The sequence below is a fragment of the Paenibacillus sp. FSL H3-0321 genome, from assembly GCF_038002865.1.
GTDB lineage: Bacteria > Bacillota > Bacilli > Paenibacillales > Paenibacillaceae > Paenibacillus_AQ.
The window spans coordinates 5,976,949-5,998,023 of record NZ_JBBODH010000001.1; the positions used below are offsets into that span (position 1 = coordinate 5,976,949).

The window sequence follows — 21,075 nt, forward strand, 5'->3', positions numbered from 1 at the left end:
TTATGTATAAAGTTATTGAGAACATAGATTTTCTTAGACCGTATCATCAATTAGTGTGTGATATATTAAAAGCACTAAGAAGGTCAAGTAGGCAGAATGTTACTTATACTAAACTTACTCTAAAAAACAATTTAATTTCTATAAATCCGTTATTTTCTTCTATTGTTAATAGGGGGGCCTTTTTAGATAATATTCATAAATTAAAAGATTCACAAGTTGATATATATAAAGAGTATGGAAGTTCTGTAAGGAGATACAAATCTATCCTTAATAGAAAATGGAACGGTAGAAGTAAATTAAATCATACAAGTAGTAAAGAAATTAAGAATGTTTTTATATTCTTTTATGAAAATTTAGTAGAGTACAAAACTTTAAATGAAGCATTTTTCCAAAATGTCAATTCCTTATCTAATTTTAGAGCTATCATGTCATTAAATAAAGTCTGCCCCTATTGTGATATAAATAAAATCAACAAAGACTCGGTTTCTGTTGATCACTATCTGCCGAAATCAACATTTCCGATACTATCAATCTATCCTGACAACTTAATAGTTTCTTGCAAGGCTTGTAATGAAAGTATAAAGGGTGAAAATTATTTACTTCCTATAATTCATCCATACTATGAAGATGTTTCCTCGTATTTTACATTTGTGATAAATGATAGTAACGAGGAAAAGTTTGAAATCGAAATAAAAATGAATAAGGATAACTCTAAGCTGTTGAGTGAGAAAGTACAGAATTTTTTATCGCTATTTAAAATAAAAGAACGATATGAAATAGATATGATTGGAGACTTAAAAGATTTTCGACAAGATATTAGAAAAAGAGCATATGCAGAGTTGAGAGGGATTGCTCGAAACCGTAATATTACTGATGTAGACATTAGAGAGTGTACTGAAAATTCTTATAAAGAAGCAATCATTCAGAATGAATTATTACACCGAGCTGTTGATGGTACGAAAATAAAAAATGATTACATAAACCAAATTCTACAAAGAGGTGATTTTCAAAGTGATATCGATTATTTGGAATCACAATTTGGAGGGATAGGAAATTTATTTAATTGAGCATTTTGCATAATTCTTACTTCGTTTCAGAGTCATGTTCAGACCACAGCGAAATTCCAGTTTTGTGAGAGCTGAGCTATAAATAGGCAGACGGGCAGAATTTTGGTGAAGCTGAAGTTTTTAAGCGGCGTTGTGAATTTGTTGCTTCGCAATGGCGAGTGCAGAGGCAAGTATCACAATCGCATTCAAATATTGGTGGGTTGTCACTTTTTGAATCCCCCAGACATGGAGCTGGTTTGCGGTTAAATAGGTCTTCATTCGAGAATTGCAGCGTTCCACACTGGTTCGTTTATTGTAAAGCTCCTTCCAGCCTCGGCTTTCCCGATGTGTAACGCATAGCGCCGGAGATCCGTTTGACTGTTGATTTTGATCACCATTCCATAATTGGAGGACGAACAAGCGGCCATGCCTAAAGGACAATCCACTTGACCTGTCGCATGCGGACAACGGAATTTCAAATGTGCCTTTTCGTGTCCCCAATACGTCATGGGAAAACCCATCGAACAACAGGGCGTGCCTTTTCGTGTGATCCCTGCTGGCGGTTCCTTTTCATTTCGGGGATTCAGCGGAATAATGGCTTGTGCCTTGGCGCTCCGGGCTGCCTCGTAGTTTTTCATTTGGTCATAGCCCGCATCCAGCATGAAGAATTTCGTTTTGGATTTCGCAGCGATAAGCGCCATAAGCGAAGGCCCTTCGTCTCCGTCGTTCACATGGGCAGGGGTCACCTTGAGCGCCATGGGTAGTTCACTCTTGGCATCGACGGCCAGATGCAACTTATAGCCAAACCACTTGACTTTGTTGCCAAAGGTGTCAAACTTTGCACCCCAGTTAGCATTGCCGGTTAGTTCGCTTTTTCGCTTGGGTTCTTTTTTCTCGTAGGCGTCAATGGTTGCGCTGTCGATGGCGACATGAGTGCCGTCAATAATTCCAGCCTCTTGACACTGAGCCACAAGATCCTCAAACAACCGCTGGGCAAGGCCTTTGTGAGTCAACCCGGCGAAGACTCGGCTTAACGTAGAAATGGAAGGGGCAGGACGATCCAAGCAAGCCCACATTGGTAACGGAAACGAAGGTCAAACTCCAGTCTGCGTTGTAGGCCGCTAAACGTATCGATGTTCTCTAAGGGAGCCGCGAGTAACGCGCGAAGAATGCCTTGACGGCAGTGCCCATCCGCTCCTCGGGGTGAGCGACTTCTCAATTCTCTCGCGTAAGGTCGCAGGTCGAGTGCGCTGAAAAAGATAGGCAGTCGTTCTTTGGATTCGATTCTTTGAAGCTCCTCAAAGGAAAAAAGACTTTCTTGGAGAATATACATAGTGACTTCACTCCCTTGGGTTTTCTCGTTTGGTCACTTGAAAACTTCTCCAAGTTGGGGTGAAGTCCTTTTCTATGCTCAAAATCCCTTTGTGCAACAAGGGCTTAGATTAATGCAAAATGCTCAATTAAGAAATTTATTTAATTAATCTAAAGGGAATTAATAATCGTCAATGCAGCGTACCATGTATTTTGGATGTAAGTGTCATTTGGAAATGACATCGCATCGTGTCCACAACCTCAAAAAATTCGATAACACCGGCGAGGATATGGAGGATCTGATTTCCATCGGCACGATCGGACTGATCAAGGCCATCGAAAGTTACCGTCCGAACAAGGGTACGAAGCTCGCAACCTTTGCTGCTCGTTGTATTGAAAACGAAATCCTGATGCACCTACGTTCGCTCAAGAAAACACGTAAAGACGTATCCCTACACGATCCAATTGGGACTGACAAAGAAGGTAATGAAATTACACTTATCGATATCCTTGGCTCCGAAGCTGATGATGTCATTAAAGAAGTCGATCTGAAGATTGAAAAGAGCAAGATTTACCGCAACCTCGACATTTTGGACGAGAGGGAGAAGGAAGTAGTTGTCGGACGTTTTGGCCTCGACACAGGCGGTGAAGAACGGACGCAGCGGGAGATCGCCAAGGATCTCGGCATTAGTCGCAGTTATGTGTCACGGATAGAGAAGCGGGCGCTGATGAAGCTGTATCATGAGTTTTATAAGGCGAAGCGGTGAGGTCTGGATGATAATTTAAGTAATAAGTAGCGATTAACAATAGAACATTTTAAAAGCGACTTGCCAACAGGGAAGTTGCTTTTTTTGTTAGTACGCCCAGCATGGGCGTCATCTCTAGGCTGAAAGTCCCGAAGGGAGGCTGGCGAGCGCCTAACATTAGCCAAGGATAAGGTTGTCCATCGTGAGGTGGAATCTGAAGGAAGCCGGAAGAGGTACACGGAGGTTGGCTTGAGCATCGCCAAGAGCATCTTTATGGTCGTTATCTTTCCAGCGCCATTCAGTCCCAAAAATACAAATATCTCTCCTCGGCTCACCTCCAGCGAAAGATTGTTTAATGCGATATAGTCGCCAAACTTCAACTCCTCCATAAAGAGAGAGCTTATTCAGGATTCTAAGTACGACACTCCTGAACAAGCTCAATCAGAAATCTTTCAATAAATCTACTTTATGATGTCCTGGCAATCGCTTAAGCGAGGCGAGGCTGGCCCAAGCCCAATTGAGCAGAGCCAATTCAGCGCTACCTCATGCAGCACGTTGATGTTGTCTACCTGACAGTGTTCTAATCCGCCAAGTCGTCTATCCTCTATCGGGTAGAACGTCTTGTTTTTCGAACCCGCTTGCTCGTAATTCTTCAAGGCTTGTGTCAGCGGATTTGGCTGAACCAATATCTCTTCCGCTCCATGCATTACAAGAAGCGGACATTCTATCTGGTGGAGCACGCCCTCAAGATCATAGGCAAAACGCGGATTCCCCGCAAAATCCTCCAAGCTTTTTGCCCCCAGAATTCTCATGCCGTGTGCGGCCAGACTCGGCGGCATCCATTTAAGCATGGCATCCCAGTCGAAGGCGTGCGTACCGCCGTCGGAGATGACGGCAGCAACCCTGTGATCGAACGAAGCGAATCGCAGCGAGTCGTAAGCCGCAAAACTCTCCCCGTGCACGATAATCTTATCGGGATCGACTTCCGGCCGTGTTAGAAGAAAGTCGATTGCTCGGGAATGGAAAGCCTCACTGTCCGCCCGTCTCCCCTTTCCCTTTTCGTACAGCGAGAGGCCGGTGCCAGGCTGGTCATAGACCAGAAAGTTATATCCACACGAAATGAAGGCGGGACCTAGCCAGAAATAATTTTCAATTGACCACTCGTCGCCACCGTTAAGCGCAAAAAGGGTCGGCTTTGGACCTTTTATCCAGGAAGGGGAGAAGAAGTACCCCTCCAGCTTGACATCCTCGTAATCGACTTGGATCTTCTCCGGGCGGACATCGAAGTACTTTCCGGCAGCTTCGAAGAGTTCATTTACCTTCTTAAAGATACGGATTTTCTCGATGTCATCATCCATCACCGCATACTCTGCGATTCTGTAGTAATTGCAGGCACGAATGTAGCAGTTTCGTGCTGTATACCAGTTTCCAGCCGTTTCGGCCTCCTTGCCGTGTCTTTCCAATGCCTGAGCGGTTATGAGCCATTCCCTGTGCCACGTATCCTTGTCATCGGGGTCGATTTTTTTGCAGGCCTCGTAGATCTCGGTGACATCCGTAGCACCGAGGCTTGCCATACCCAAAGCTTTGGTGACTTGGTATGACATCATGTAGTTACTGGGCCAACGGCTGAACTCAATTGACATTGCAACATCCTCCTTTTCCAGTTCTAGTGATTGTAGTTTTTTTACTACAATTAATTTTTACAACACAAAGATAAAGCTTCTTTAAAAGAAAAATAAATGTTTATAAAGAGAATATAAAAAACTATAAACCGCTGAAAAAAAAGGCTGCTGCCTGGGTGTTCACACCTGGCAGCAGCCTTTAACTTTGTTGTAAAAGAAGATGTGCAAAAATAAAGTCAGCGTTGTGCCGCCCGGGGAAGGCTGAATCTTATCCCCAAACCGCCATATTCGGAAGGGTAGGCAACAATTTCGCCCCCGTGATGCTCAATAATGGATTTACAGCTTGCAAGCCCCAGCCCCAGCCCGCCCTTTTGAATTTGCCGCGATTTATCCACAGTGAAAAATTTGAGGAACAGAGAAGAAATATCCTTATCCGGCACTCCAATTCCATTATCTTCGATTTGGAAATAGGCATAATGTCCTAGCGGGTATCCCGTCATATACACTTTCAGCTTATTCTTCCCTCCATATCTTACAGCATTGCTAAAGAGGTTGCCGAAAACCCGACGGATCATCGGTTCATTGACCATTAGCAATATATTTTCCGTGAATGAATGGCGGCAAGTAAGCTCGTTGTCAAGTCCCGCCAGCTCGTACTCATATTCAAGGGCAATTTTTTCAAATAATTTTGATGCTTTTACAGGTTTAGCTACCATGGATTCCAACTCCAGTTTTTCTTTGGTGAAGCTGGAGAAATCATTGATGAGTTCGACCATATATTCTGACTTCCTTTGAATCAATTCATAATATTCCTGCTTTTCAGTTTCTGGTAAGTCCTTGTGTGCAGCCAGCAGTTCAGTAAAACCGTTAATAGATGTCAGGGGTGTTTTCAAATCGTGGGCGATTGCGGCAATCATATCGGATTGCTCTCTGTGGGCGAGTTGAAGCCTATGCTCCATCTTATTGAAGTGCTTATAAAGTTCTCCGATCTCGTCATTACTCCTCAAAGCTAGCGGAGGCATTGGATGTACACTATTTACTTCTTCCAGCCTGGTATTCAGAAGCTGAATGGGTTTCTCTATGCAAAAATGAATATAGATAATCAGAATAATAAATATGAAAAAGGCAATGGCAAATATGGGCAGGAGCAATGCTATATATCGCGAGTCCAGCAATGAACTGCGTATAGGGGAATATACTGCAAAGACAAGCTTCAGGTACATTCCAATTGAAAACATAAAAATTATAAGCATCAGCAGGAATAAGAGGGGAAGTTTTATTTTCAGTTTCATACTATTGCTCTCTTTCCGTATATTTATATCCTATGCCCCATATGGTTTTAATAAAGTCATTTTCAGGACCAAGTTTCTTACGGATATTTTTTATATGGACCGTTACGGTATTTAGTTCTCCGTATTCATCTCCCCAGACGTTTTCATATATCTGCTCACGAGTCAATACATGATTGGGGTGACGCATAAGGATAGACAAAATTTGAAATTCCTTCGTTGATAAGTCGAGCTTCCTGCTATGCAGGAATGCTTCAAACGTCTTATCGTTCAAAATGAGCGGAGCATCCGCCTTTTCGTTACTGGGACTAAGTTCATCCCACTCTTTAAACAGCCTGTCCACTTTTCTGAAGTGGGCCTTTATCCTGGAGGCAAGCTCCTGAATACTGAAAGGTTTGGTCATGTAATCGTCTGCTCCTATTTCGAGCCCGACGATTTTATCAATGTCCTTATCACGCGCACTTAAAAAAAGAATTGGAACATTATAAGATTTTCGGATACTTCTGCAGACATCATGTCCATCCATATCAGGCATCACTATATCAAGAACGATGAAATCAATGTGGTTTTCTTCCAATGCAGATAAGGCTTCTTTCCCGGAACATGCCGGAATTATTGCAAATTGCTCGTACCTTAAACTCTTTGTGATGAGTTTTACGATTTCTTCATCGTCGTCTACAACTAATATCGTTTTTGGCATCTTTATACCTCCCAACCTCTTTAAATAGACTGCATTTATAACACAAGAGCCGCATGGACTCGAATTGACAAGTGGAAACGGCTTTGCCGTCCTTTTTAAGGACGGTACCGTTTCAGCGAGAAATAGAAGGATAAGTTATCGTGTGAAACATATAACGCTTATATTTCAAAAAAAGTCGCGCTCAAAGCGCCTCTCCAGTTCCGGATACGCTGGAATAAGAGCTTGAGCAACGCCTTGGGGAATTCTGGATTCAACAAGCTGGTCTGCCCTTTATTTTTAAACAATTGATGATCAGAATTACGCAACCGGATCTGATATAAATAATAATTCCATAATCTTGTTGATGCAATTCTCCACTTCGTAAACCTGTCTCTTTAAAGCACCAATCAGCACAAAATCACTAGGGGAAATTAACTTTGTTAATGCTCTTAATGAAATATCTTCGCTATCTTTAAATTTATTGATAGTGGAATCAGCCGCAGCTACGTTTCAAGAATAGAGAAAAGGGCGCTGATGAAGCTGTATCATGAGTTTTATAAGGCGAAGCGGTTAAAGATGGCAGCCTCAATCAAGAAGCTTACGAATTTGAAAGTCCATTTCTAATGAGCGGATGAACTTTTTATTTTATTGTTTTTATGAACATCTTCCGTACCGCTATCCAAGGCGGTCTTGTAATATAAACATTTATGTTCTATGACTTCCATCGTTTTTTTTAATTCTTCCATCTGTGCTTCTACGGATGCTTTCCGCTCAAGGAACATGTCATATCTTTGCTGCAAGGTGGAATCCCCCTCAGAGCACCACTCAATAAAATGTTTAATTTCCTTAATCGGCATCCCGGATGACTTCAAGCATTCAATGACTTTTAAAGCGTCCATATCCGATTCCTTGAAAACGCGTTTCCCGCTGGAGGTCCTTTCTATAAAGGGCATAAGACCTTCCTTGTCATAGTAACGCAGGGTATGTGGTGTCATGTTAAAGTGTTCTGCAACTTCACTTATGGAGTATGTCTTCATTATGTATCTCCAGTCTCAATTGTATTTTTTGCTTGACTTAGAGTTAACTTTAAGTAATAACATATGTTTTGTAAAGCCGGTGTTACAGATTTTAATATTAACTAGAAGAGAGGTTACACTATGATAAAAGTTAATGCACGCGCTACATTCAGCCAGGAAGGTCCGTTCAAGCTAACCACCATTGAGCGCCGGAATCTTCAGCCGCACGATGTTCTTATTGAGATTAAGTACGCTGGGATCTGCCACTCGGACATTCATACAGCCCGCGGGGAGTGGGGGCCGGTCACCTATCCACTCGTTCCAGGGCATGAGATCGCCGGAATTGTTAGCCAGGTCGGTTCCGAAGTCACAAAGTATTCAGTAGGTGACCGGGTAGGGGTAGGGTGCTTGGTTGACTCCTGCGGAGAGTGTAGCAATTGCCATAAAGGTGAGGAGCAATATTGCCTTAATGGAAGTACAGGTACCTATGGAGCTATCGACCGGTACGGGCACTATACCCAGGGCGGGTATTCCACTCACATTGTTGTAACAGAAGACTTCGTGGTGCGGATTCCTGACGCTATTCCGCTTGATGCTGCTGCACCACTTTTGTGTGCCGGAATCACAACCTATTCACCGCTGCGCCATTGGGGTGCCGCTCCAGGCAAAAAAGTAGCTGTGGTGGGTCTTGGCGGACTTGGACACATGGCTGTGAAGATCGCTCATGCCATGGGGGCTGAGGTTACCGTTTTATCACAGTCACTGAAAAAGAAGGAAGACGGTCTGCAATTAGGGGCGGACCATTATTATGCGACTAGCGATCCGGAGACATTTAAGCAGCTTGCCGGTTCGTTCGACCTGATCGTAAATACAGTAAGTGCGCAGATTAATATTGATGCCTATCTTTCGCTTCTGGCGCTGGATGGTACATTAGTCAATGTCGGTGCACCCGCTGATCCATTGGCAGTTAACGTATTCTCGCTGATCGGCCACCGCCGCTCGTTTGCCGGATCAATGATTGGCGGAATCCGTGAAACGCAGGAAATGCTTAATTTCTGTGCTGAACACAATATTGCATCTGAGATCGAGGTTATTTCTGCCGACCGGATTGATGAAGCCTGGGAGCGTGTACTCGCTTCAGATGTCCGTTACCGGTTTGTAATCGATATCAGCACGATGGGGAATGAATAAGGATTGTTCTCTTTTTGACATTATATCGTGTCCATAATTCCAAAAAATTCACACTCTTATAGATATCCTTGGCTCCGAGACCGATGATGTCATTAAAGAGGTCGATCTGAAGATCGAGAAGAGCAAAATCTACTGCATCCTCGACATTTTAGATAACCGGGAGAAGGAGGTAGTAGTCGGCCGGTTCGTTCTGGACACTGGGGGCGGGGAGCGGACGCAGCGGGAGATAGCCAAAGAACTTGGCATCAGCCGGAGTTATGTATCGCGGATTGAGAAACGGGCGCTGATGAAGCCATATCATGAGTTTTATAAGGCGAAAAGATAACTTGAAAATTTAGAATAATAACCTGTAGGGATGAGATATTAATGTCTCAATCCTACAGGTTATTTGCGTTGCTGCGCGTGTGGAAAATGGGTGGTCATCATATTGAAACAGAGGATATTATTAGACGTAATGTAACGAGTATGAATAATCTGTTGTCTCACTTAGACCAAATAGATCAATTAGTTGTTATTGATAATAGTAAAGCAGATGGTGAAATTATTCTTGGAGCGGATAAAAGCGGAATGAAATATTATTCAGATGGATTGCCTGAATGGGCACAAATAATTGATCTGAAATTACAGATTAAATATAAAACGCAATAGTAAACCAATTAGAATCGGGATCGATCGTAATTGGTTTATTTTTTTGACATCGTATCGTGTCCATAACCTCAAAAAGTTCGATAACACAGGCGAGGATATGGAGGATCTGATTTCCATCGGCAGGATCGGACTGATCAAGGCCATTGAAAGTTACCGTTCCAGGTGGGAATTCTTCTCTTGGGGAGTGAGCTAGATTTCACTACAGACGGCCCGGATCTATTTCTGATTGGATTTCCTGTAGACTGCCGGAGTAACGCCATATCTTTTTTTGAAAGCAATATAGAAGGTATTTAATGAAGAAAAGCCATATTTCAGTACGATTGGCTCAATCGGCGCTTCGCTGGATATCAGTTCCTCACAGATGATGCTTAGACGTTTCTCGGATATCGTTTCCGTAATGGAGCGGTTCGTCTCGTTCTTGTACAAATTTCTAATATAATTTACCGACAGGCCAAGCTCATCGGAGAGCATCTTAACGGACAAATTAGCATCGGTCAGATGTGCTTCGATGAGCTGTTCAACCTGCCCGACCAGACCGGCATTTCTTGAGACACTGCGGACGGCTGCGATCTCATCCAGAAATTTGGCGGATACTCCTGCCATCCACTCCACAACGGCTTCAAGCGTTTCGAGCTTAATAATCTGATTCTCTACCGAGGTCAGACTCCAGGAGCTGGGCAGCACGGGTTGATGGGTGATCTCCTGCATCGAGCGGCGGATTTCCATGAATAAAGTGATTAATGACATTTTGCATTCGAAGTATGGCCGTTCTCTAAGCGAGGAAATAGCCATATACAGGCTGTTAAGGAAGGCGGAAGCATCCGCTCTATGAATGGCCTGTACCATTTGCCTTTCCAGCTCCAGCGGCATATGATACAGCTCAGCAGGACTTGCATCTGCATACTCCTCTATTACAAAGGCTCCTTGCCCTAAACGGAAACGCTCCTGGGTCATCTCATAGGTCTCCATATAACCCTCATGAAGTTCGTTCAATCCCTCCAAATGTTTGCCGCAGGCTACTGTGGTTCCGATGGATAGAAATTGTGCTACCAGCCGCTGCGCCTGCTGAAGCTTCCCGGCATACATAACCGCAGATTGCCCCCTGCCAGCCGGGAGAATCACTGCAACATGATCTTTGCCCATATCGACGGTAAGAATCCCTTTCATAACGTCTGTCTGCAGGGATTCCTGGATAATATTAGCCATGGCGAAGCGCAACAGCCGCTGGTCTTTCTCCGAATACCGCACTGTAAAGGAAGCAAACTGGTCTATCCGGAAGATAGCTACAGATACTCCCTCCTCAGACAGTTCAATGCCAAGCTCGCTGCAATTGTTGCGGATTTCCGCAATGGATAAGGTAAGCCCCCCCAATAATTCACGTATAAACCGCTCCCGGGCCAGAAACTTGTTCTTCCGCCCATGCTCGGTCAGCTCATGGATCCGCTCATTCTGGGAGACAAATACCTGGGATAAATACACCAGCTCATTGGCTTCGTTCTGCCCGTCCAGCTGCTCCGCATGATGCTGCTCCATAACATTGTGAACAAGCTCCTGGATTGGCGAATACACCCGTTTCGACAATAGAATGATCACCCACAGGGAAGCGGCAAACAGTCCTGCAAACAGTAGCAGTGTCAAATTCCGCAGCCATGTGATTTTGCTCAGAATAATCGATTTGGGAATCGTCTCGATAAATCTCCAGCTTTGGATGCCATTGATGGAGGTATTGGCGTAGACCAGCATTTGCTCCGGGGATTTCTGCGGCTTCACGATCTTCCAGCCGTTCGCCTCCTTTTCCACGGCCTGGCTGAACTCTTGTATCTGTTCTGCGTCCAGCTTCACGGTGCTGAAGACAAGCTCCTTTTTGTCATTGAGTACAAAGACGCTGGTCTCCAGAACATTGCTGTTATTCTGCAGCAGCGTCATGATATTGTCAGCATCGACGTTCAGTACGAAAGCGGAAATAGATTTGCCGGTCTCATAGGGGACGATAGCTGTAATCACTTTCTTCTCCTTGCCGGATTCCAGCGGCAGCAGAAGGGTCCGGGGAATAAGAAAGGCTCCGTCAGTCAGTTTCCGGGTCCGCAGCCGCTGTAATACTTCCTGGTCATAGAAGCTGTCAAATTCATTCACGCCCAGCCGGGAATCGATAATTTGATGCGTATAATCATTAATCAGATAGACCGAATCGATGGAGGGATTTCCCTTCTTGATGTTCATCAGCCGGCTCCAAACCGCATAGGTGTCCAGGTCGCTGTGCTGCTCTGAGAGCGCATAAGACTCGATCTGGACATCGGAGCTCGAGGAATAAGCGTAATTGATAGACCATTCCATGAGCTGCGCTGTATTCTTGGCTCCATTGACTAACAGAGACTCGGAGTGGTCGCCGATTTCCTTGAGCAGGGTCTTTGAGGATAGAGAATAGAGGGCAATGAATGAAACCGCCAGTACGATAATATTGGCGCTGACAAAATAAATGATGATTTTGATAAAAGTAGAGCGTTGCTTCAAAAAATTCAACCGGGATAGTTTTAATCTAGGCATGTTGTACCCCCGTCTGTATCTCTGTGGATTGATAAGGCAGATTTATTGTATCATATCGCTGCATTTGATAAAGACAATCGATGGTTCCTGAAACTGTGATGCTTTTGGGAAGTCCGCTGATTCATGCATACAGTAGACATCGTTAATTCCCGCAATGGTCTGGAATATCAAAGCCTGGTATGTTTTTCCCAGACAAAGCTTGTAACGAATTATTCACGAGGGGGTACACAGAAATGCCAAATGTCCGGAAACGCGGGGCAGGCTACAAACTGCAGCAAATTGCACGTAATCCTTTTTTATACGGGATGGCGGTGCCAGGCTTGCTCTTCTTTCTTATCTTCAGTTATTTTCCGATTTACGGAATCCTTATTGCGTTTAAGAATTATGACTTTTCCAAAGGGATTACCGGAAGTGAGTGGGTAGGCTTCCGCAACTTCAATTATTTCTTTACATCGGACGACTTCTGGATCATCCTGCGCAATACCCTGCTGCTGAATGTGCTGTTCATTGTTTTTACAACGCTTGCAGCGGTTCTTATCGCTCTGATGTTCAATGAGATCCGCAATAAGTATTTCAAACGGATTTCGCAGTCGCTGATCTTTCTTCCTTACTTCATGTCATGGATTGTGATCGGCATGCTGGTTCAATCTTTCCTGGGAGGTGAATCTCCGCCTGTCAATGCGTGGATTCAGAATTTGGGCTTTGAGCCGGTCAATTGGATGTTTGAATCTGCCTTATGGCCATGGATCCTTACGATTATCCGTGTGTGGCAGGGAGCCGGCTACTTGTCAATTATCTTTTTGGCGGCCATTACGGGTATCTCCGAGGATTTATATGAAGCAGCGCGGATAGACGGCGCCTCCAAAATGCAGATTATGCTGAGAATTACCTTGCCTCTGCTTGTTCCGACCATTTCCATTATGACCCTTCTGTCGGTAGGCAGAATCTTCAACGGCGACTTTGCCATGATCTATGCGATTATCGGTGATAACTCTCTGCTGTACCCGACGACGGATGTGATTGATACCTTCGTATTCCGTTCCATGCGGCAGCTTCATGATTTCGGGATGTCCTCCGCGGTGGGCTTGTTCCAGTCGGTCATGGGTCTTATCTTCGTGATTATCGCCAATGCGGTTACGCGCAAAATGTCTAAAGAATCCGCTTTGTTCTAGGAGGGAAAACACTTGAAACAGACGTTGTCTGACCGTTTATTTAGCATTGTTGCCTATGCTGTCCTCATCTTGTTCACCCTATTCTGCATTCTTCCATTTCTGCTGATGGTCATCGGCTCGTTTACGGAGGAGAGTGAGCTGATTGTGAACGGCTACACGCTCTTCCCTAAAGCATTCTCGGTTGCCGCATACAGAGCGCTCCTGCATTCGGACGCCTTATACAATGGATATGGCATAACCATAATCATTACAGTTGCGGGTACGATCACTGCACTCTGCATTTCGGCCATGCTGGCCTATTCATTGGCCAATAAGCGCAATGTGCTGCAAACTCCATTTTTACTTTTCTGCTATCTGCCTATGCTATTCTCGGGAGGAATTATTCCCTTCTATATCGTGGTCAGCCAATGGCTGCATCTGCAAAATACAATCTGGGCGCTGATTCTTCCGCTGCTCTGCCAGCCTTTCCTTGTATTCCTTCTCGTAAGCTTCTTCAGAACGGTTCCGGAGGAGCTGGAGGAAGCGGCACGTATAGACGGCGCCAATGAAATGAGAGTGTTCTTTCAGATTATACTTCCGATCTCCAAGCCGATTCTGGCCTCAGTGGGACTGTTCTACGCCCTTTATTATTGGAATGACTGGTACATGGGACTGATGTTTATTGATAACGAGAAGCTATTCCCGCTGCAGCTGATACTGCGCCGGATGGTCTCTAATATGGAAGCGGCCAAAAATCTGATTCCGGCTTCCGCTGCAATCTCTACCGTGGCGCCGACTTACGGGGTCCGCATGGCAACGACAGTGCTGACTATCGGTCCGATTATCCTGCTCTATCCCATGCTGCAGAAATATTTTGTCAAAGGGCTGACGGTAGGGGCAGTCAAAGGGTAAGCCAGTTTCTGGCATCAACCGGATTTCCGGTTATTGCATATAAGCATTATTATGAATTGGGGAGGGTTATTAAAATGAGATCAAAGAAAATGCTCAGCATCACAATAGCTGCGGTACTGTCACTATCCATGCTGGTATCCGGCTGCGGGGGAAACGGAAACAATAATACCGGAGCAAACACTCCGAACAACGGAGAGGGCAAGGGTCAGAGCAATTCAGCGGACAGCCCGAAGGAGACAGTGGAATTAAAAGCATATTTCCCGGGTGATAAGCCTTCTGGCTTCGAGGATGTGCTCAAGGCAGTCAATGAAAAGCTGAAAGCGGACAACGTAGGCGCTTCATTAAATATCAATTTTCTCCCTTGGTCCGACTATGGCAATTCGGTCTCGGTTAAAATGTCGGCAGGCGAGGAGTTCGACATGTATCTGGACGCCCCGTGGCTGTCGATGTCGCAGATGATTGCCAGCGGCTCGATTATTCCGCTGGATGATATGGTAGCTTCGCGCAAGGAATTGAAGGAGTCCATTCCCGATCAAATGTGGGATGCCAACAAATTTGGCGGGAAGATCATGGGTATTCCACTCGGGACTGTGCAGGGAACCTTGTACGGCTTCGTTATCCGCAAGGATCTGCGTGAGAAATACGGGATGCCCGAGCTGAAGACAGTAGCTGATGTAGAGAAATTCCTGTATACCGTCAAAGAAAAGGAAACTACGATTAAGCCGTTTGTAATCGACGGCCGCAAAGCAGACAAGCTTCCGGTATTATTTAATGATACCTTAAACACTGGAAAAGTAAGCTATATTGAGACCTTAGTGCCAATGTTCTATTATTCGCTTGAAAATAAGAAGGTTGTAGGAGCGTGGGATGCCAAGACGCTGGACCAATCCTTTGAACGGGCGACAAAGTATTATGAGGACGGCATCCTGTCTAAGAATATTGCCCAGGAGCAGAATGCCCAGACCTTATTCAACCAGGGTAAGTATGCAGCAACCTATTATGCGGCCGATGGCGTAGAAGGTCTGAAGTACCTGGACGCGCTCAAGATTGATGGAGCCGAGCTTGAAGTGGTGGTTCCCCACGACGAGACCTCCAAGCCGTATTCCAATTACCAGCAGTGGAACTTCCTCACGATCCCCAAAGCTTCGAAGCATGCCGAGCTGGTCATGGATGTAGCCAATTGGCTGTCGGTTAAAGAAAATCACGATCTGCTGGAGTATGGTGTTGAAGGAAAAGACTGGGAATCTGTGGGCGATTCGAGTTACAAACAGCTTTCTGCGTATGTATTCCCCGGGTTTGTGCTCACCTGGCGTCCAACACTGGAGCGTACTCCGGACAACATGCTGGCCGGTGACAAGGAATGGGTTGAAAAGGCCGGCGCAGCTGATTTCTTCAACATAAGCCCCATCACCGGATTCAGCTTTGACGCCGAACAGGTGAAGACCGAATATGCCAAGACCACGCCATTCTTCGATTCTGTGTTCCTGCCGCTGTCCCAAGGTGTACTGCCGGCAGATAAAGGCAAAGAAATGCTGAAAGACAAGATTCTCGGTGTCGGCGGTCAAAAGGTAATGGACGAGATTCAGAAGCAAATCGATGCGGTAGTAGCCAAATAGAGCAGAAAGAGGAGATATGAATGACAGTAATACGTTCAGAACATAATCCTATCGTCAGGACGACTGATGTGAAGCCTTCACGGCCGGACTTCAAAGTGCTTGGAGCCTTCAATGCTGGAGTTGCTGTTTATGGAGAAGAAACCATTTTGCTGCTCCGTGTGGCCGAAGCGCCGGTCCGCAGCGCAGAAGGAGAGGTACCGGTCCCGAAGCTGAATGATGCTACAGGAGAGATTATGGTAGAACGTTTGTCATCAAACGATGAACGGTATGATCTCAGCGATACCCGCTTTGTTGCGGAGAAGGGTCAAATGGTGATGCTGACCTCCATGTCCCATCTTCGCGTGGCACGCAGCAAGGATGGCATCCATTTCACTGTGGAGGATCAGCCGGCGATCTTCCCGCAGACGGCGCTTGAAGCCTGGGGAGTGGAGGACCCCCGCATCACGCAGATCGGAGATAAGTATTACATCACATACAGTGCGGCTTCTTCCCGCGGGGTAGGCGTAGGCTTGGCTGAGACATACGACTTTGTAACCTACAAGCGCCACGGAATAATCCTGGCTCCGGAGAACAAGGACGTGATGCTGTTTCCTGAGAGGATTGGCGGCAAATATTATGCCTTAACCCGTCCGGTACCGCATTCCTTCGGTGCGCCGGAAATGTGGATCGCAGAATCGCCGGACCTGCTGCATTGGGGCAATCACCGTTTCCTGATGGGACTCCGCAAGGCGTCCTGGGACGGTGGCAGAATGGGCGGCGGAGCCGTACCGCTCAGGACTGAGCGGGGCTGGCTGACGCTGTACCACGGTGCCGATACCAAACACCGGTATTGTATGGGAGCCGTACTGCTGGATCTCGAAGATCCTGGCAAAGTCCTGGCACGTTCGACCCGGCCGTTCATGGAGCCGGAGGCGGATTATGAAGTGAACGGTTTCTTCGGCGGCGTGGTCTTCTCATGCGGCGCCCTGTTAATCGGGGATACCGTCCGGATGTATTATGGGGCTGCTGACGAAGTCATGGCAGTTGCCGATATTCAGCTGAATGATATTTTTGATACCCTGTTATATGAAGAGAATTAATTAGTCTATCCGGCATATCGTATTTACCGCAATAGTTCAGCAAAGGGAGCGCCATAATCGGTGCTCCCTTTGCTTGCTTACCTTAATTCCTCCAGCCGCTTGAGCGCAGCCTGTCCCCGGCAGGCGGAGGGAGGAGTGAACACGGCTACTGAAGAGAAGGAGCCGCTTTTCATTGGTTCGTCGTGGTCGTCATCGGCCTGATGTTGCGCTTCGACAACTTGAGCCTTACTTCTATCATCCGAGAATTCCTCCAAGGGGGAATGGATGTGGTAACCAAGGCCAACTCCAATGCCATTGCCTGCTAATGAGTGAAGACAAAAAAGCATACAAACCTCACTAAAAGGCTGATTTCATTCCAGGGACCCCGAGCGGTATGATCGGTATGATAAACCTGCGGAAATCTTGGAGGGATGAATATGCCAAAACAGATATATGAAAAATTCGAGCCTTTAAAAAATGCGAGGCTTGTGCTGGGGTATTTGACGTCCATGGTGGATGAGAAGGCGGACAACCTTCCGTACTGGCTTGTGTTGCCTCATAAAAAGCCTGCTGAAGCGGCCCACTGCCGGGTGGACGATGCGGAGCTGGTTGGCTCCTGGTATGAAGCCATTGATGCTGTCCGGAAAATGCTGAAGACAGAAGAGGGTGCTTCGGTTCAGCAATCCTTTTACCGGCATGTCATGAAATCTTGGGGAGAGCATGGACTTCGCTTCCATGAACAGTATCCCTGGACCCATACGAATCACAGCTCCTTTCACGAAATGGGTTATATTCTTCCGGCGCTGAACAAGATGATAGAGAATCATCCCGGGGATCAGGAGGCGGAGAAGAGGGCCTCTGAACTTATACGAGGGCTGCGTTCGCTGGTGATAGAGCGGAAGGTGAGAACCTTCTGGTCAGGCGATAATGAAGAGAAGGAGCCGGTCTACGAATTCCCCAATGATGTCTATCTGAAAGACGACGGCTTTGATATGACCAGACACAGCGGGCGGGGCGAGCAGGCTATCCGCAATGCAATCGTGCTTCATTCTCTGGTACGGAGGTATGAGATCACGAAGGACGAGGTCTCTCTTGATTTGGCCATTGGCATTGCCAACCATCTTTTGGGACCCTCGCGTTACTTTAATTATAAAATGGAATTTTTCGGCCATATCCATTCGGCGGGCTGGGTTGCATCCGGACTCGTCCGGCTTGGCCGTACCACTGGCAAGCAGCGGTACATCCTTGCCGGCAAAGGGATCTATGACTATATCCGTTCCCTGTCCTCTTCCTTCGGGTGGGTTCCCGAGTATGCACAATGGCATCCCCTGAACGAGGAACACTGTGAAACCTGCTGCATCAAAGATATGATCGAATGCGCCAATGAGTTGATTCTTGCGGGTTACGAGGAATACTGGAAGGATATGACCCTGTTTGCGCGAAACCAACTGGTGGAAAATCAGGTGAAGGTTTCCTCCTATGTGGTTACAGACAATACAAGACCTGACGCCAACGGAATTACGTACAGAGACATTGACAAGAGAATGATTGGAGGCTTTACCGGAGGTGCATTGGTTAACTCCATATCGTTGTCCAAGTTCCGCTCCATTGCAGGCTGCTGTGTAGGAATGGCGCCTGTAGCGTTGGAGATTGTGTGGAACAGGTCCGTTGAATTTCATAATGGAACGCTCTTCGTCAATATTCCCGTTGATAAGGAAACCGAACAAGCCTCGGTGACCATGGATTATCCCGAATCAGGCTATATGTCCGTCACGCCTAAGCAGCATTGCCATGTTGCCATACGGATGTATGAATGGATGGGTAAGGATATCCGGGCCAAAATCAATGGAACAGCCTATACTCCCGAAATGGAGGGCAAGCTTGCCGTCTTCAGGAATGTAGCGGCAGGGGCAAAAGTGGAACTGGAGCATTCCTTAGAGACTGTGGTTGTAACAGAAACGGCGCGTGGCGAGGAATATTCGATTTCGTGGCGAGGCTGTGATGTGGTCGACATATTCCCGCGAGGCGAGCATTTGAGGCTGTATCAGCGGGATTTGCGTGTGCCCAAAACCTACCCCTCTACGGAAGATGTCCAATTTACCGGCGCCGCCAATTATGGCCCCACCCAGCAGGCGCAAACAAAATAATAACCCGAAAAATCACAAACCGCAAAAGCCACAACTTGCAAAAGTGATTTTGCGGGCTATGGCTTTTTTCTGTGTCCACTTCCACTTGGGGGGATAGTTTTGTGCAGATTGATTGTTATAATAGGAGCAAAATCATCATAGCCGAAATGGCAGGGAGAATAAGATGGCCAATCATATCAGTGAGCAAATTGTATATGAAAATCCTCTGCAGCCAGTGAGGATTTTGCACCAGCACCGGAATGAAAGGGCTGTAGGCAAATGGCATTACCATCATGAGCTGGAGCTTATAGCTGTCGTCAGAGGCGAATTCAGTATATATACCAAAGACAGGGTGTTCAAGCTGTCTGCCGGCGATGTTGCCATCATCGGGTCCTTCGAGCCCCATCACTCATATAAGGATGAGGGTGTAATGGATTATATTGTTCTCCAGTTCGACATTCTCAAGTATCTGGGGCAGGATCTCATCCCATATATGAAATATGTTACGGAAGCCGGCCGGCTGTACAGCAGCCTCAATGATATATTTGTGGAGAGTCCTGAGGTGAAACGGCGGATTTTCGATTATATCCATGAAATTGCAATGGAGTATGCCCAAAGACAAAAGGGTTATGAAATCGCCATCCACAGTCTTCTTTATAAAATTATATTGACTCTGTTGCGCAGCGACAGGAGTGCTTTGATGGATGTCAAGAAGGACGCTGAACTGTTGAAATTGCTGCCGGCTCTGGACTACATTGAAAAGAACATCCATTACAAGGTCGATATGAAGGAAGCGGCCCAAATCATGAATCTGGATTACTTTTACTTCGGCAAGGTCTTCAAAAAAATCATGGGAAAAACATTTATCGAGTATGTAAATTACAAAAAAATCGTGAATGCGGAGCTGATTTTATTAACGCGGGATGTTTCCGTATTGGAAACGGCATCTTTGGTCGGCATGCCCAACATGGCGAATTTTTATAAAATCTTCTATAAATACAACCAATGCTCCCCAAAGGAATTCAGAAAAAAATTGCTGTAGCCCTCCCACATTTTAAGTTATTACCAAATTCATTTAAGGGAGTACATTTTCTTATTTGCCCCGGAAGCTATAATGAAGGACATGAGAGCTCCTTAATACAGCCGGAGGGATGAGAGAAATGAAAGCGGTTTTAGACAGTCAACGAAATCATGTCGGAATAAAAAAGAGAAATACTTTTTGGTTCAGAATAAAAAGAGATGCTATCCTGTATGCCCTTTTGCTGCTGCCTCTGTCGTACATTGCCATTTTTAAATATGCTCCCATCTATGGCTTGATTATGGCATTCCAGGATTACAACATTTTCGCAGGAATCGGAGGGAGCGAATGGGTGGGGCTGGATGTGTTCCGGTTTATTTTCCAGCAGGACAGCTTCTATCGTGCACTGAAGAATACGCTTGTTCTGAATGTTCTGGATTTGATCGCGGGATTCCCGGCGCCTATTTTGCTGGCGATTCTGCTCAATGAAGTGCGACAGGTAAAATTCAAGAAATTGACCCAGACCGTGCTTTATCTGCCTCACTTTATGTCCTGGGTTATTATTGGGGGTATCGTATACCTGATGTTCTCCAATAGCGGTATGGTCAATCATTTCATGGCTAGTCTTGGTTTGGAGAAGATCGAGTTTCTGTCGCAAAAAACACCTTGGCTGATCACTTATATCTCCGTTGGCGTATGGCAGAATGTCGGATGGGGGACCATCATTTATCTGGCGGCCATTACCGGAATCAATAAGGAATTGTATGAGGCCTCCGATATGGACGGCTGTACCAGGCTTCGTAAAATGTGGCATATTACACTGCCCAGCATAAAGCCAACCATCAATATTTTGCTGATTCTCCAAATTGGCAGGATGGTTTCCATCGGGTTCGATCGTCCCTTTGTGATGGGGAATTCACTGGTTAGCGAATACTCCGATGTGATCAGTACTTTCGTGTACAGAGTGGGTATTAGCTCGGGAGATTTCTCCCAGGCAACAGCGGTAGGATTGTTCCAGTCCGTGGTCGGCCTGACTTTGCTGGTTTCTGCCAACTATATCGCGAAGAAATTAGGTGAGGATGGGATATGGTGAGGATGGCGG

General features: G+C 45.9%; 17 protein-coding genes and 3 pseudogenes. 13 read left to right on the top strand and 7 right to left on the bottom strand.

The annotated features are described in order from the left end of the window. Positions 1-2: 2 nt before the first annotated feature. Entirely contained in the window at positions 3-1,067 is a 1,065-nt protein-coding gene (locus MHI45_RS26805) for an HNH endonuclease (RefSeq protein WP_076114360.1), read from the top strand. 120 nt (positions 1,068-1,187) lie between these two features. Here the strand turns inward: MHI45_RS26805 and MHI45_RS26810 are convergent. Beyond that, positions 1,188-2,379 (bottom strand): annotated as a pseudogene (locus MHI45_RS26810) (transposase). Between the two features lie 172 nt (positions 2,380-2,551). Here MHI45_RS26810 and sigK point away from each other — a divergent pair. Next, entirely contained in the window at positions 2,552-3,124 is a 573-nt protein-coding gene (sigK, locus tag MHI45_RS26815) for an RNA polymerase sporulation sigma factor SigK (protein ID WP_445667511.1), read from the top strand. Here the strand turns inward: sigK and MHI45_RS26820 are convergent. The 5 genes from MHI45_RS26820 to MHI45_RS26840 all read right to left on the bottom strand — a co-directional run bounded on the left by MHI45_RS26820 (position 3,106) and on the right by MHI45_RS26840 (position 7,730). Further along, complete coding sequence (locus MHI45_RS26820; protein ID WP_083675592.1) at positions 3,106-3,492, bottom strand: ATP-binding cassette domain-containing protein; 387 nt, start codon at positions 3,490-3,492, stop codon at positions 3,106-3,108. The genes sigK and MHI45_RS26820 overlap by 19 nt on opposite strands. A gap of 72 nt (positions 3,493-3,564) precedes the next feature. Beyond that, positions 3,565-4,746 carry an alpha/beta hydrolase family protein gene (locus tag MHI45_RS26825; RefSeq protein ID WP_076110441.1) on the bottom strand — a complete coding sequence of 394 codons (1,182 nt, stop codon included), beginning with the start codon at positions 4,744-4,746 and terminating at the stop codon, positions 3,565-3,567. A gap of 215 nt (positions 4,747-4,961) precedes the next feature. Next, entirely contained in the window at positions 4,962-6,017 is a 1,056-nt protein-coding gene (locus MHI45_RS26830) for a HAMP domain-containing sensor histidine kinase (RefSeq protein ID WP_340894127.1), read from the bottom strand. Between the two features lies 1 nt (position 6,018). After that, complete coding sequence (locus tag MHI45_RS26835) at positions 6,019-6,714, bottom strand: response regulator transcription factor (RefSeq protein ID WP_341119703.1); 696 nt, start codon at positions 6,712-6,714, stop codon at positions 6,019-6,021. A gap of 599 nt (positions 6,715-7,313) precedes the next feature. After that, the gene (locus MHI45_RS26840) at positions 7,314-7,730 is read right to left on the bottom strand and encodes a MerR family transcriptional regulator (protein ID WP_038587526.1); all 417 of its coding nucleotides are present in this window, start codon (positions 7,728-7,730) and stop codon (positions 7,314-7,316) included. 120 nt (positions 7,731-7,850) lie between these two features. Here MHI45_RS26840 and MHI45_RS26845 point away from each other — a divergent pair, with 120 nt between their 5' ends. From MHI45_RS26845 to MHI45_RS26860, 4 genes and pseudogenes are all read left to right on the top strand, one after another. After that, on the top strand, positions 7,851-8,900 hold the full coding sequence (locus MHI45_RS26845) for an NAD(P)-dependent alcohol dehydrogenase (RefSeq protein WP_038587529.1): 1,050 nt from the start codon (positions 7,851-7,853) through the stop codon (positions 8,898-8,900). Between the two features lie 52 nt (positions 8,901-8,952). Then, positions 8,953-9,225, top strand: a pseudogene (locus tag MHI45_RS26850) (sigma factor-like helix-turn-helix DNA-binding protein); the annotation flags it as partial. Between the two features lie 41 nt (positions 9,226-9,266). Further along, positions 9,267-9,548: a hypothetical protein gene (locus tag MHI45_RS26855; RefSeq protein ID WP_179091730.1), complete on the top strand. Its 282-nt coding sequence runs from the start codon at positions 9,267-9,269 to the stop codon at positions 9,546-9,548. Positions 9,549-9,555: 7 nt separating this feature from the next. Beyond that, positions 9,556-9,708 (top strand): annotated as a pseudogene (locus MHI45_RS26860) (sigma factor); the annotation flags it as partial. A 56-nt stretch (positions 9,709-9,764) separates the two neighbouring features. On the opposite strand, the gene MHI45_RS26865 reads toward MHI45_RS26860, so the two are convergent. Next, entirely contained in the window at positions 9,765-12,092 is a 2,328-nt protein-coding gene (locus MHI45_RS26865; protein ID WP_076110445.1) for an AraC family transcriptional regulator, read from the bottom strand. Between the two features lie 233 nt (positions 12,093-12,325). Here MHI45_RS26865 and MHI45_RS26870 point away from each other — a divergent pair, with 233 nt between their 5' ends. From MHI45_RS26870 to MHI45_RS26900, 7 genes are all read left to right on the top strand, one after another. Further along, entirely contained in the window at positions 12,326-13,264 is a 939-nt protein-coding gene (locus tag MHI45_RS26870; RefSeq protein WP_038587622.1) for an ABC transporter permease, read from the top strand. Positions 13,265-13,276: 12 nt separating this feature from the next. Next, positions 13,277-14,155 (top strand): carbohydrate ABC transporter permease, encoded by an 879-nt coding sequence (locus tag MHI45_RS26875; RefSeq protein ID WP_083675594.1) that lies wholly within the window; start codon positions 13,277-13,279, stop codon positions 14,153-14,155. Positions 14,156-14,229: 74 nt separating this feature from the next. Beyond that, complete coding sequence (locus MHI45_RS26880; protein WP_076110446.1) at positions 14,230-15,771, top strand: extracellular solute-binding protein; 1,542 nt, start codon at positions 14,230-14,232, stop codon at positions 15,769-15,771. A gap of 20 nt (positions 15,772-15,791) precedes the next feature. After that, positions 15,792-16,850 carry a glycoside hydrolase family 130 protein gene (locus MHI45_RS26885; RefSeq protein ID WP_076110447.1) on the top strand — a complete coding sequence of 353 codons (1,059 nt, stop codon included), beginning with the start codon at positions 15,792-15,794 and terminating at the stop codon, positions 16,848-16,850. Between the two features lie 416 nt (positions 16,851-17,266). Then, on the top strand, positions 17,267-18,976 hold the full coding sequence (locus MHI45_RS26890) for a hypothetical protein (RefSeq protein ID WP_076110449.1): 1,710 nt from the start codon (positions 17,267-17,269) through the stop codon (positions 18,974-18,976). A 163-nt stretch (positions 18,977-19,139) separates the two neighbouring features. Beyond that, entirely contained in the window at positions 19,140-19,997 is an 858-nt protein-coding gene (locus MHI45_RS26895; RefSeq protein WP_076110450.1) for a helix-turn-helix domain-containing protein, read from the top strand. A gap of 118 nt (positions 19,998-20,115) precedes the next feature. Next, the gene (locus MHI45_RS26900; RefSeq protein WP_076110451.1) at positions 20,116-21,066 is read left to right on the top strand and encodes an ABC transporter permease; all 951 of its coding nucleotides are present in this window, start codon (positions 20,116-20,118) and stop codon (positions 21,064-21,066) included. Positions 21,067-21,075 lie beyond the last annotated feature (9 nt).